Here is a 12,456-nt window from a genome sequence, read left to right on the forward strand (position 1 = left end):
TTTCCCTCACTTGGCTTTGCAAAATAAACGCACGGTTTTCTATCGAACAAGGTTTTTGCAATAAAGTTGCATTTATTTTTGCATCGTTGTTGCAAATAAATACTTTTGCCATCGAAACAACCAGAATGCGATGAAAACGAAGGGACAACACGTCCACAAAGGACTGTGGGTGCTGGCGGTAAGTGCTTCGATGGCGCTGCTGAGTGCCTGTAACGACAACGCCGACGAACCCACACCCGCCGATGAAAATGAATTGATTACGACGGTGAATCTGAAATTCACGGAACAGGGGACCACCACTGTGCAAACCTTTTCGTTCCGCGACCCCGATGGCGATGGGGGACAGGCGCCGACCCGATTTGACAAAATCGCGCTGAAACCGAGCACAACCTACGATCTGGTGGTGGAGTTGCTCGATGAAAGCAAAACCCCGGCCACCGATATTTCGAAGGAGGTGCAGGCCGAAAGTGACGAGCATTTGCTGGTTTACACCGTGAACCCGGCGACGCTGGCGACCTATGCCTACGGCGACAAAGATCCGAACAACCGGCCGATTGGCCTGAAAGGAACCCTCAAAACAAATGCCGCCGGTTCCGGAACGCTGCGCGTTCAACTGCGTCACCAACCGGGTGCGAAGGATGGAACCCCCACGCCCGGTTCCGACGATGTCAATCTGGCGTTCGACCTGACGGTGCAGTAATTCAAACCCCGACCCGAACGAACAACGGTCCTGACGGGTCGGGGCGATCAGCCTTTTCCGTAGAGACGGGGGCAGGTGGAACGATGGCGGTAAGCCGAAAAAAAGTCGGCAGGGGATTCGCTGCCGACTGGGCATACATAGAAATGAACCTCAGAACTGGGTCGCTGTCGGTTCCGGCGGGTTGGCCGGTTGTTCCGGCTCCTGGCTCCAGCGACGGCCGTGACCAAACCCGCGGGGGCCGCAGTAACTCCGCCATTGTTCTTTCATTTGCTGTTTAAACTGCTGGCGTTCTTCGGGTGTCATGTCCTGCCAGCGGGCCGATAGTTTCTCCCGCCAGTAGGGGTGACCCGGGTGGCCGGATCGACCCCAGCCGGGGCCGCGCCAGCCTCCTCCCCGAAAACCGACCAGAATCCGGCTCAGGAGCAGCAAACCCAGCGCCTGCCCGAACGAGATGACCGGTCCGGCGAATAAAACCGGCACCAGCCAGTTCCAGAGGTGCATGACGACAAAACCGGCTAAGGCAACAAAGAGCAGGCCGAACGCCAGAAAACCCAGCCCGCGTTTAATCCAGAATAGTTTCATAATTTGATGGATTGTTGTGGTTTGATCGTTGAAGAATTCTTTTCAACCGTTAGTAGTCAAGGCGGCTGGCGGTTTTGTAGACCTCCGGGGTTTTGTGGTCGGGCTGGCAAACAGCCGCCCGGTGCCGGTCAAAACCGGAATGACCATGCCAGTGGCCACCGTGGTAGCCGCCAAAACCGCCTACCAGGAGCCGGGTCAGAAACAACAGCCCCAAGGCCTGGATAAACCGGATGCGGGGGCCGTTGAAAACCGGAGGGATCAGCCAGTTCCAGAGCCGCATGACAACGAACGTCACGAGTAAAAAGAGCGCCATTCCAAGGGCAGCAAAGCCCATTCCTTTCAAAATCCAAATCGGTTCCATTATTGTCGTTGTTAGTTAGTAATCCATTCGTCGTATAAGCCCCGGAGTCGTTCCCGGAGATACAAAACCGCGTAGCGTTTGCGCGACAGCAGTGTATTGATCGGAATTCCGGTTTCGTCGGACATTTCGCGGAAGCCCTGCCCGTCGAGTTCGTGGCGGACAAACACCTCGCGCTGGTCGGCGGGAAGGTCGGCCACGGCCTCCATGACGGCCTCCATTGCCGCTTCGCGCATCAGATTTTCGTCGGCGGTGAGCTCGTTGGCAGGCAGCAAAGCCGCCAGCAGCAGCGGTTCTCCCTCGTCGTCGGCGTAGCCGCTATGTTGTTCTTCCAGCGAAACCGTCCGTTTTTTTCGGTACCAGTCGATGATTTTCCGGCGGGCCACCGCAAACAGCCATCCGGCCAGGTGTTCGATGGGTTGCGTCAGCTGATCGGTTGCCGGGGGCAGCTGCGTTCGGCGGTCGATTTCGGCCCAATCCATCAGCACGTCCTGCAACAAATCTTCGGCATCCTCGCGGGTCGGGAGCCGACGACGGATGAAGTCGAACAGCCGGGGCCGTTCGCGCTGCACCATCCGGGCGGCTCCTTCGGAACGATCCGGGTTTGAACCCGGTTTTTCGATTTCCTCCGGATTCAGGGGAACAGACAGCGCAATGTTTCTCATACACTAGGGAAGTCGGATGAAAACACCGGATATTGTGTAACCCGTGCCGCCGGGTGCCAAAAAAGGATGAATGGCATGATTCGCTTTCTGAAAGGTGAGAGGAAGCGATGGGGGATCGGCTGAGCATCCCTAAAAAGAACCGGCTTTTGAAGCAATTCAGCGATTGAAAACCGATCAATATGGCGGGAGCCGGTTTTTGCCGCCCTTTTTATGGCAAAACCTGCTAACAGCCATACAAATACCTGATCGATTGTGTATATTTGTAATATGGATTATTCCGATAGTTTTTTGAATCTCACTATTTTTTACTAGCTCAAGCATGAACAGAAGAGATGCCTTGATGCGGGTTGCTGCTCTGGTGGGGACCACCCTGACGCTGCCTGCACTCGCGGATACGCTCGAAGCATCGGCAGCCCGGCGCGCCCTCAGCGGAAAGCCTCTGTTGTTTACGGCCGACCAGGATACGATGGTGGCTGAAATGACCGAAGTCATTATCCCGACAACCAGCACTCCCGGCGCGAAAGCCGCCAAGGTCAATGAAATCATTGATATTATCCTGAAAGAGTGTTATCCCCAGAAAGAGCAGAAACTGTTTTTGGACGGACTCGCGCATACCAACGAACTGAGTCAGGCTGCCTACAGCAAGAATTTCGTCGCCCTTGATGAAAAGCAGCGTCACGAGATCATGACCAAACTTCAGTCGGAGGCCGCCGAGCAACGCAAGGCGATGGCGTCGCTGCCCGCCGAAAAACGGTATACGCCCTTCTTCAACACGCTGAAATCACTGACCCTGAACGGGTATTTTACCTCCGAAATCGGCGCAACGCAGGCGCTGTCGTACATCGCCGTTCCGGGCCGGTTCGAAGGTTGTATCGACCTGAAACCGGGCCAGAAAGCGTGGGCAACGTAGCGCTTAATTGTTCATCATTCATTTAACGACATCATGAATCTCAATATTGACAGTATAAAAGCGACGACCTACGACGCCATTGTGGTAGGATCCGGGATCAGCGGAGGATGGGCAGCCAAAGAACTGACCGAGAAGGGGCTGAAAGTGCTGATGCTCGAACGGGGCGAAGACATTAAACATATCGAGGGCTACAAGACCGCGATGACCGATCCCTGGCAGTTTCCGCACCGGGGCCGGGTGACGTCCGAAATTGCGGAAGAAAAGGCGGTTCAGGCCCGGACGGGCTATACCATTTCGGAAGGAACGGAATACCTGTTCGTGAATGATAAAGAAAATCCGTACCTGGAAGACAAACGGTTCGACTGGATGCGGGGCTACCACACGGGCGGACGCTCGCTGATGTGGGGGCGGCAGAGCTACCGGCTGGGCGATCTGGATTTTGAAGCCAACCTCAAAGAAGGCGTGGGCGCCGACTGGCCGATTCGCTACAAGGATATTTCCCCCTGGTACGATTACGTCGAAAAATTCATCGGCGTCAGCGGCTCGCGCGACGGATTGCCCCAGTTGCCCGACGGGCAGTTTCAGCCGCCGATGGACATGTACTGTCTCGAAAAGCACGTCAAAGATGCCGTAGCGAAAAAATTCAATCGCGCCATTACGATTGGCCGCGTCGCGCACCTCACCAAGCCGACCCCGCAGCAAACCGCGCTGGGCCGGGCGCAGTGCCAGTACCGGAACCTGTGTAGCCGGGGCTGTCCGTTCGGGGCGTATTTCAGCACGCAGTCGGCGACCTTGCCGGCGGCCATGAAAACCAAGCGCCTGACGCTGCGGCCGCACTCCATCGTGACTTCCATCATTTACGATGATGCGAAGAAAAAAGCGACCGGCGTGCGTGTCCTGGATCAGGTGACGCGGGAAGAACTGACGTTCAACGCCAAGATTATCTTCCTGTGTGCGTCGTCGATGGCCTCGACCTACATTCTGATGAATTCGATTTCCAGCCGTTTTCCGAACGGGCTGGGCAACGATAGCGGGGTGCTGGGCCATTACGTCATGGATCACCACTTCCGGGTGGGAGCCAGTGGCATGTACGAAGGATTTGCCGATAAATATTACTACGGACGCCGGGCGAACGGGATTTACGTGCCCCGTTTCCGGAACCTGCCTGGCCAGGAAAAACGCGATTACCTGCGCGGTTTTGGTTACCAGGGCGGGGCCTCCCGCATGAACTGGGGCCGTGGTACGGCCACGGAGGGCTTCGGCGCTTCCTTCAAGGACGAACTGACCAAACCGGGTCCGTGGACGATGAACCTGGGCGGTTTTGGCGAATGTCTGCCGTATTTCGAAAACAAGGTCGTGATCGATAAGTCGAAAAAAGACATCTACGGTCTGCCGGTGCTGCGGTTCGATGCCGAGTTCAAGGACAACGAAATGAAGATGCGGAAAGACATGGGCAACGATGCGGCCGAAATGCTCGAAGCCGCTGGCCTGAAAAACATCACGATCAACGACAACGGTTCGTGGCCGGGGTTGGGAATTCACGAAATGGGCACCATCCGGATGGGCAATGACCCGAAACAGTCGGTCCTGAATAAATTCAACCAGGTCCATGCGGTGAAGAACGTGTTCAATACCGACGGCGGTTTTATGGTGTCGGCTTCGTGCGTCAACCCGTCGCTGACCTACATGGCCATGACGGCCCGCGCGGCCAACTACGCCGTACAGGAATTGAAGCGCCAGAACCTGTGAGGAGTTAAAAATTAAGAGTTAAAGGTTAATAAATTGGGAGTTAAGGGGGATGGATTTCTGGCGGCAGCCAACTCATCACTCTTAACTCCTAATTATTAACTCTATTTTGCAACCCTTTCGTTTTCAGCTTTGTCATAGCTGACAGAGCGAGACTCCGACAGTGGTATGATTAACCCCAGATTCTATACGACAGTATTGACAGTCCTGTTACTGAGCACGGTAGCCTGCGACCGGATTGCCCAGGATGGTGCGCCTGGCCCGGACTCTATCAATACCGAAGAAATAGAATATTACACCCTGCCCGACCAGCAGGTAGCGATCGATCTTAAGTCCATCTCCGGCCTGAGCGCCGTGACGACCCTGCACATTACGCAGACACCCCGCCTGGGATGGGCAACCTTCAGCGGCAGCGGTTTACTGGTGTATACACCCCATGCTACGTTTGTGGTTGGCGAAGATCAGTTTGTCGTTAGTGCGGCTCAGGAGTCGAAGATTGCGCGCTCGTTTCGGATCAATATGGCCGCCGACAGCAGCCGGATTCCGTGCAACGCGGGGCCGATTCCGGACTGGTACCGGATTGCGGAGAACCAGCCGATTACGATGGATGTGCTGAAAAACGACCGGTTTTGTGATGCCAGGGTCGATCTGGCGAGTCTGGAAGTAGAGCAGCAGCCCCAAAACGGGAAGCTGGTCGTCGAAAAAGGAAAGGTTACGTATACGCCCAATCCCGGTTTCAACGGTTTCGATTATTTCTTTTACAAGGTGAAGGCGGTTTTTCCGCATAAGGAACGGACATTTTTATCCCCGGTAAAAATCGGGGTGGGTGATCCGTACAAAGACTGTAAGCTGCTGCTGCGCGACGACGATGTGTACTGGAAGCAATGGTTCATCAGTGATTCGCTGCGACTGCCGGTTTTGACCAACGATCAGCTGTGCCGTTCGCGGACCGACCTGCCCATTACGATCATTAAAGCCCCGGTAAATGGCCTTGCCAAAGTGTCGAAACATAACGTGGTAACGTATTTTCCGACCAACGGATTTACGGGCGACGATGAGTTTACCTACCAGCGGTGCGAAAGCGGGGAATGTCTGGAAGCAACGGCCCGCATTTCGATCAGCAGCCCGGAAGCCGACTGCCGTTTATTGGCCCGGAATGATAACGGCCAGATCTCGGCAGCGGTGTTGCCAACCGACCCGGCGAAGCGGGTTGTTTATATCTATCCGCTTGGTAATGACCGGGTTTGTGCGCCTTTACGGCAGATGCGGGTGCTCGATAATCCAGCCGTGGCCGATTTGCAGGTGTTGCCGAACGGTGTAATCGCCTATCGGCCGCCGGCGGATTTTAAAGGGGAGATCAATTTTGTCTATGAATTGACAGACGTGAAAAATAATAAGTCATCGGCGACTGTAAGTCTTGCCATAAAATAAATTACGCACTGCGCATTTGTTCACTCAACGAAAAAAACGAAATTCGTAAGATACAGTCGCCCCCTTAGATACCCTTTGTCAGAAATAGAACTGTTGCAGGCATGCCAGCGTCACGACGCTCGGGCGCAGACGGCTTTGTACGAACGTCACAGAAGCCGCATGATGGGGCTTTGTCGTCGCTACGCTCATTCGCGCCAGGAAGCGGAAGACATGTTCCAGGAGGGGTTTATTCGCATCTTTCAGCAGATTCATACCATTGAGCAACCCGAACGGTTGTTGAACTGGATGAAGCGGGTCATGGTCAATACCGCCATCAACTGGTATCACAAACACCACCACGAACAATCCGAAACCGATTACGAAGAAGCCTGGGAGGCTAGTAATACCGAACATACCGACATTTTGGCCCGTATCTCAACGGAAGAGTTGCTGATCCTGATTCAGGACCTGGCCGATGGCTATCGGATGGTTTTCAACCTGTACGTCATCGACGGCTACAGTCACCTCGAAATTAGCCGCCTGATGGGCATTTCGGAAGGGACCTCGAAGTCGCAGCTGGCGCGGGCCAAAGATGTTTTGAAGCAAAAATTGAAAAAAATGGGTATTGTCAGCTATGGCAGCTACTGATGACGAATGGGAGCGGCTTTTTCGGGAACGATTCGATGATTTCGAGTCCGAACCGGAGGATGACGCTTTGTCGCAAATTTTAGGGAAAGTAAAAGCGCCGGTTGTTGAAAAACCGGGCGGTTTTGCCAGGCAGCGGCTGGGACTGAACCTGGCGTTATTTGGTATTTTGGGTGTGCTTACCGTAGGGGTCTGGCAGGATACGGAAGAACCAGTATTCGGAAAAACCGCCGATCCGGGGGCCGTGACCAGCCTGAAAACCGATCCAAAACCGGCAATAATAACCGTCTCGCCGGATACAGTTGCCGCACCACCTGTTGCGACCAGCGCCAGACGGACTGAAGGAACGATAAAGCAGGAAGCGGTTCGGGCCGTAAAGAGGGCAATAGCTCCCACCAGCCAACGGACTGCCTTCACCCGGTCAGCTATTGGAAGGCCGGATTTTTCAGAAGCGGACCCGGTACGACTGAGCCGGTCGGTGAACCAAAACCGCCCGTTGATGGCCCAAAGAAACCCCGTACCAGAACGCAACCCAGCCTATGCAATAAACTCTACGATTCAATCTTCTATTTTTTCGCCGGTCAGCCCGGAAGTTTCTTCGTCCTTCGTAGTATCTCCCGTAGCGACCCGGCCAATCCGGCTTTCGTTCCCCAAAGCGGTTTTGCCGGAGGTCCAGGTGCCGCCGTCTGACGACCAGTATGTAGCGCCCGTCATCGAGCCGAAGCGTCAGGTGGCACGGCCTTCGGTAGTGGCCAGCTTCATGCCATTGTACACGTTTCGGCAGGTGCTGCCAACCCGGCAGGATGAAGTCGTGATGGAAAAGATTCGGCTGGCCAAGTCGTTATCGGCCCGCACCGGCTGGCGGTTGCAGGCCGGGGCGGAGTGGCAACTCAATCGGGTATTCGGTTTGCGGGTAAGCGTTGTGTATCAGCAGTTGCAGCAACAGATGACGTACACGGCTCGGGCCCTGCGGTCCGATTCGTCGAAGATCGAGTGGGTAGATAACCAGACGATTAAATTGACGCCTTTGTATAAGTCGCAGGAACGGCACGTGAAAACGACCTGGCAACATGTGGCGCTGAGCGCCGAGGGGCGGTTGCAGTTGAATCCGGGCCGGGCCGGTTTGCGGCATTACTTTTCTGCCGGCGGGAGCCTGGGGTATCTGATCGATGGACGCTCCCGGCAAAACTGGCAGCCTCTTCTGCAGGCTTCGTACGGAATTGAGCGCCGGCTAACCGAAAACCTGCGGTTGCAGGTCGAGCCTGGAATCGTTTATAACCTGAGCGCAATTAACGATCATTCGCGCTGTTTCAGCGTTCGGCCGTACAGTTATGGCCTGGTTGTGGGGCTACGCTGGCAGCCTGATATATGAAGAAACCCTCGTCCCATTGGCTCAATAAGTCAACTTTTTCTTGAACAACTTCATTCTGAGGGGAGTTTGTTTTCTAATTGGTTTGATTAAACAACCATCATAAAACAAACTCAACGATGAAGAAGCTAGTGATGATGGGGGCTATGTTCGTGGCGGTTGCCCTCAATGCCAAAGCACAGAACACGACCGGGACAACCGGATCAACTGTAAACCCGCAAACGCAAACGCAGGCGACGAGCCCGGCGACGCAACCACCGACGGGTACGACCGGAACCACTACCTATCCGCAGGGACAAACTCCGCTCGGAACGCAGTCGAGCACGGGTTCAACGGCGAATCCGCAATTGCAAACGCCGCAATCGCAGATGCCCCAGACCACCCAGCCCCCCGCAACGGGAACGACGACCTTCCCGCAGACACAGGACTCGCAGGGCCAGATGAACCGCGAACGCCGTTCAACCGATCCGACTTCTAACCAAACCGACTCGGTCCAAGGCTCAAGTTCGACTTCGACCAATCCAAGTATGAACTCGACCAATCCGCAGACGAACGACCGGAAAAACCGGAGAAAAAACCGGAACGATGCGAAAATGAAGCGCGATACGCTCTAATGTTTATACAGGAATTCGTTAGGTAACCCTATGAAAAGCAGATATCGACCCGGTATCTGCTTTTTTTCCTTCTACCAACCATGAAAACATTCGTTATTGCCAGCCTGATCGTGGTTTGCGGTTTGACTGGTTTCAAGCCCAATCCAGCCAATCAGGCGGGTCAGCAGGCCGGGCAAACGGTGTCGCAGGATACGACCCGGAAAGACACGAACCGACTTCGGCAAAGCAACCGGATGCGCCGGGGGCAAATCGAAGACCGCCGGCCAACGGGCGACCCCAACCCCCGACAGTTGCGCACCGATTCGCTTCGGCGCGGTGGGGCAATGAAAGTGGATACCATTCGGAAGTAATAACGGTAAATAAACGCCAAAGCGGGCTTTAGAAGATACCAGTTTGATCAGGTTGGTACAAAGCAAAGCCATGTCTTATCGATTCAAATCCGTTATGCTCGCCGGGCTGCTTCTGGGCCCGGTTACGCTGAATGCCCAGAACCCCGATATCAATTACGACGAAAGCAAAGTTCAGCCTTTTGCCTTCCTGGACCCGCTCATTACCTACAGCGCCAAACGGGTGAAAACCGTACAACGGTGGGAAAACGAACGGCGGCCGGAATTGCTGAAAAAGTTTGCCTCGGAGGTTTACGGAACCACCCCCAGCCGTCGGCTGGCGACTCGCTACGAACTGCGCTCAGTGGATTCGTCAGCCCTGGGCGGAACGGCGATCCGGAAACAGATTTCCGTTATCTGGACGGAGTACCCGGATTTACCGTCGCTGGATATTTTGCTGTATGTTCCTAAAAATAAATCGGGTACTGGAAAACCGCCGGTTTTTGTCGGACTGAATTACATGGGTAATCACAGCATCAGCCCTGAACCCGGTATTGCCCTTTCGACCCGTTGGCTGCCCAACCGACCCGACGGAAAAGTGGTGAACAACCGCGCTACGGAAGCCGCCCGTGGGGTGCAGCAATCACGCTGGCCGCTCGAGCTGATTATCGCCAAAGGCTATAGCGTGGCCACGGCCTATTACGGCGACCTGGAACCGGACCATCCGGAAGGCTGGAAATCCGGTATCCGGTCCGTGCTGGACCCGCCAACAAACCAGAAGAGCGACGGCTGGCAGGCCATTGGCGTCTGGGCCTGGGGCATGAGCCGGATGCTGGATTACCTGGAAACTGATAACCTGGTGGATGCCAAACGGGCGGTTGTGATGGGGCATTCGCGGCAGGGTAAGGCCGCACTCTGGGCTGGGGCACAGGACCCGCGTTTTGCCATCGTGATTGCCAATGAGTCGGGCGAAGGGGGAGCCGCTTTGTCGAAGCGGAATTTTGGCGAAACCATAGAACGGTTAAACCGCAGCTTTCCGCACTGGTTTTGCCCAAAATACCGGACGTATAACAATCGGCCCGATGCTTTACCCGTTGATCAGCACCAACTGCTGGCTCTGATTGCGCCCCGTCCGCTGTACGTGGCCAGTGCCGAGGGCGACCGGTGGGCCGATCCCAAAGGCGAATTTATCAGCGCCCGGCTAACCGACCCGGTGTATCAGTTGTACGGCAAAAAAGGAATCGGTACGGACACCTGGCCGGCAATTCATTCGCCCGTTGGCGAGACGGTTCGCTACCACATCCGCGCCGGTGAACACGACGTCAAACGCTACGACTGGGAGCAATTCATCGATTTTGCCGATAAACAGTTTCGGAAAGCGCAATAGGGAGGAAAGACAAGGGAGAACAGACAAGAGAGAAAAGACAAAGGAGATGAGATAACGGTTTGCTTGGTCTCCTGTCTCTTGTCTTTCCTCTCTTGTCTTTTTCGATTTACACCGTAGTGGCAACCAGGGCCGGGTAATCGATAAATCCTTTTTCTCCGCCGACGAAGAACGTCGAGGGGTCGGGTTGGGCCAGTTCGGCCCCGGTGCTCAGCCGTTCGACCAAATCCGGGTTTGAAATAAACGGACTTCCAAACGCAATCAGGTCAGCCAAACCGCTTTCCAGATCGGCTGTGGCCCGGACTATATCGTATTTGTTGTTCAAAATCAGGGTATTGCTGAATTTTTCCCGAATGGTCCGGATTAAGGGACGGGTGGTTTCGGCTCCATCCGGCGCGGCCGTATCGACAAGGTGGAGGTACACAAGGCCGAGGCTATTCAGCTTGTCGGCCAGATAGGTATACGTCTCGACGATTTCCGGATACAGCCCCATATCGTTGTAGACGTTGTACGGGGAAAGCCGGATTCCGACCCGGTCGTTCCCGATGGCCTGCGCGGCTTGCTCCGCCACTTCCAGCACAAAACGGGCGCGGTTTTCAACGCTGCCGCCGTATTCGTCGGTACGCTCATTGCTGTTCGGATTCAGAAACTGCTCAATCAGGTAGCCGTTGGCGCCGTGTAACTCAATACCGTCAAAACCGGCTTCAACGGCATTTTTAGCGGCCTGTACAAACTCCTGAACGGCCTGCTTCACGTCGGCGTTGGTCATTTCGCGGGGGCGATCGTTATCCTGCAATCCTTCCTGATCCGTCCAGATAGGGCCTTTGGCGACAATGGCCGAAGGCGCTACTACCTCAGCGCCGGCGGGTAAGTTGAGGGCGTGACCAATGCGGCCGGTATGCATCAACTGCGCAAAAATACGCCCACCTTTTTCATGAACGGCCTGCGTCACCGGTTTCCAGGCTTCGACCTGTTCGGCGCTGAAGAGTCCCGGAATCCGGCTGTAACCCAGCCCATTCGGCGAGGGAGCCACCCCTTCGGTAATGATCAGGCCCGCCGTTGCCCGTTGGCCGTAGTATTGGGCGATCAGCTTGTTCGGAAGATTATTAAACGCCCGGCTGCGCGTCATCGGCGCCATGGCAATGCGGTTGGTAAGCGTTAAAGAGCCGAACTGAACGGGTGAAAAGAGTAGATGACTCATTTTAATTTTTTGTTTTGGTCCGGCTGTGTAACGTATCCATACATTTAAAAGTTTGGATGTATCGGTGGAAATTTTTTAAGCCAGTTTATTCAGAAAGCCTGACAGGTCTTTCAATCCATCTTTATTTAAACTGAGTTTCTGGTTGCGACCTTCTTTCTGGGAGTTGACCAGTCCACTGTCAATCAGCGTTTTGACGTGGTGGGATACGCACGGTTGCGAGAGTCCGGTCATCTCCTGAATATCTGAATTGTTCAATGTGCCTTTTTCGGAAAGAGCTACTAAAATTTGCAGCCGGTATTTATCAGCAATGGCACCGGAAGCCTTTTCAATGAATTTACAGTCCATTCGAATTCGGACCCGAGGGTCCGGTTTGGTATACGGGGTCTTGGTAGTACTACATAACGGCCCATGAGTCCGTTCGCAATAATGCAAAATTGAATAACTTTCTTCACATATTCTAAGTATACGGCCGTAAATTAAGTCTTATCGGTCAGGGAGTCAAAATGTTATAGGCCTATGAGCGGCTAGGCCGAACCACCGCATTGG

At 54.6% G+C, this 12,456-nt stretch carries 14 protein-coding genes; 9 read left to right on the top strand and 5 right to left on the bottom strand.

What is annotated here, in order from left to right; all coding sequences use genetic code 11:
- Positions 1-130 precede the first annotated feature (130 nt).
- A complete protein-coding gene (locus tag ACFPMF_RS12085) occupies positions 131-700 on the top strand; it encodes a hypothetical protein (RefSeq protein WP_379844995.1) in 570 nt (189 codons plus the stop codon).
- 150 nt (positions 701-850) lie between these two features.
- Here the strand turns inward: ACFPMF_RS12085 and ACFPMF_RS12090 are convergent, their stop codons facing one another.
- From ACFPMF_RS12090 to ACFPMF_RS12100, 3 genes are read right to left on the bottom strand one after another with little or no spacing between them, the layout of a single operon-like run.
- On the bottom strand, positions 851-1,282 hold the full coding sequence (locus tag ACFPMF_RS12090) for an HMG-box domain-containing protein (protein WP_379844998.1): 432 nt from the start codon (positions 1,280-1,282) through the stop codon (positions 851-853).
- Between the two features lie 49 nt (positions 1,283-1,331).
- Positions 1,332-1,643, bottom strand: coding sequence for a hypothetical protein (locus ACFPMF_RS12095; RefSeq protein WP_379845000.1), 312 nt, complete (start codon positions 1,641-1,643; stop codon positions 1,332-1,334).
- Positions 1,644-1,654: 11 nt separating this feature from the next.
- Positions 1,655-2,305 (bottom strand): RNA polymerase sigma factor, encoded by a 651-nt coding sequence (locus tag ACFPMF_RS12100; protein ID WP_379845003.1) that lies wholly within the window; start codon positions 2,303-2,305, stop codon positions 1,655-1,657.
- Positions 2,306-2,624: 319 nt separating this feature from the next.
- Between ACFPMF_RS12100 and ACFPMF_RS12105 the strand changes: the two genes are divergently transcribed.
- The 8 genes from ACFPMF_RS12105 (at position 2,625) to ACFPMF_RS12140 (ending at position 10,712) form a co-directional block, all read left to right on the top strand.
- Positions 2,625-3,215: a gluconate 2-dehydrogenase subunit 3 family protein gene (locus ACFPMF_RS12105; protein ID WP_379845005.1), complete on the top strand. Its 591-nt coding sequence runs from the start codon at positions 2,625-2,627 to the stop codon at positions 3,213-3,215.
- A 33-nt stretch (positions 3,216-3,248) separates the two neighbouring features.
- Entirely contained in the window at positions 3,249-4,964 is a 1,716-nt protein-coding gene (locus ACFPMF_RS12110) for a GMC oxidoreductase (RefSeq protein WP_379845007.1), read from the top strand.
- A gap of 165 nt (positions 4,965-5,129) precedes the next feature.
- Positions 5,130-6,392, top strand: coding sequence for an Ig-like domain-containing protein (locus ACFPMF_RS12115; protein ID WP_379845010.1), 1,263 nt, complete (start codon positions 5,130-5,132; stop codon positions 6,390-6,392).
- A 75-nt stretch (positions 6,393-6,467) separates the two neighbouring features.
- The gene (locus tag ACFPMF_RS12120) at positions 6,468-7,019 is read left to right on the top strand and encodes an RNA polymerase sigma factor (protein WP_379845012.1); all 552 of its coding nucleotides are present in this window, start codon (positions 6,468-6,470) and stop codon (positions 7,017-7,019) included.
- Entirely contained in the window at positions 7,006-8,388 is a 1,383-nt protein-coding gene (locus ACFPMF_RS12125; RefSeq protein ID WP_379845016.1) for a hypothetical protein, read from the top strand. The genes ACFPMF_RS12120 and ACFPMF_RS12125 overlap by 14 nt, the downstream gene beginning before the upstream one ends.
- A 116-nt stretch (positions 8,389-8,504) precedes the next feature.
- Positions 8,505-8,999, top strand: coding sequence for a hypothetical protein (locus ACFPMF_RS12130; protein WP_379845019.1), 495 nt, complete (start codon positions 8,505-8,507; stop codon positions 8,997-8,999).
- A gap of 80 nt (positions 9,000-9,079) precedes the next feature.
- Positions 9,080-9,349, top strand: coding sequence for a hypothetical protein (locus tag ACFPMF_RS12135; RefSeq protein ID WP_379845022.1), 270 nt, complete (start codon positions 9,080-9,082; stop codon positions 9,347-9,349).
- 70 nt (positions 9,350-9,419) lie between these two features.
- The gene (locus ACFPMF_RS12140) at positions 9,420-10,712 is read left to right on the top strand and encodes a glucuronyl esterase domain-containing protein (protein WP_379845024.1); all 1,293 of its coding nucleotides are present in this window, start codon (positions 9,420-9,422) and stop codon (positions 10,710-10,712) included.
- Positions 10,713-10,818: 106 nt separating this feature from the next.
- Here ACFPMF_RS12140 and ACFPMF_RS12145 read toward each other — a convergent pair whose 3' ends face one another.
- Positions 10,819-11,910, bottom strand: a complete 1,092-nt coding sequence (locus tag ACFPMF_RS12145; protein ID WP_379845027.1) for an alkene reductase — start codon at positions 11,908-11,910, stop codon at positions 10,819-10,821.
- A gap of 75 nt (positions 11,911-11,985) precedes the next feature.
- Entirely contained in the window at positions 11,986-12,255 is a 270-nt protein-coding gene (locus tag ACFPMF_RS12150) for an ArsR/SmtB family transcription factor (protein WP_379845030.1), read from the bottom strand.
- Positions 12,256-12,456: the final 201 nt, after the last annotated feature.

Origin of the sequence: Larkinella bovis, from assembly GCF_042655385.1 — a bacterium.
Taxonomy (GTDB): domain Bacteria; phylum Bacteroidota; class Bacteroidia; order Cytophagales; family Spirosomataceae; genus Larkinella; species Larkinella bovis.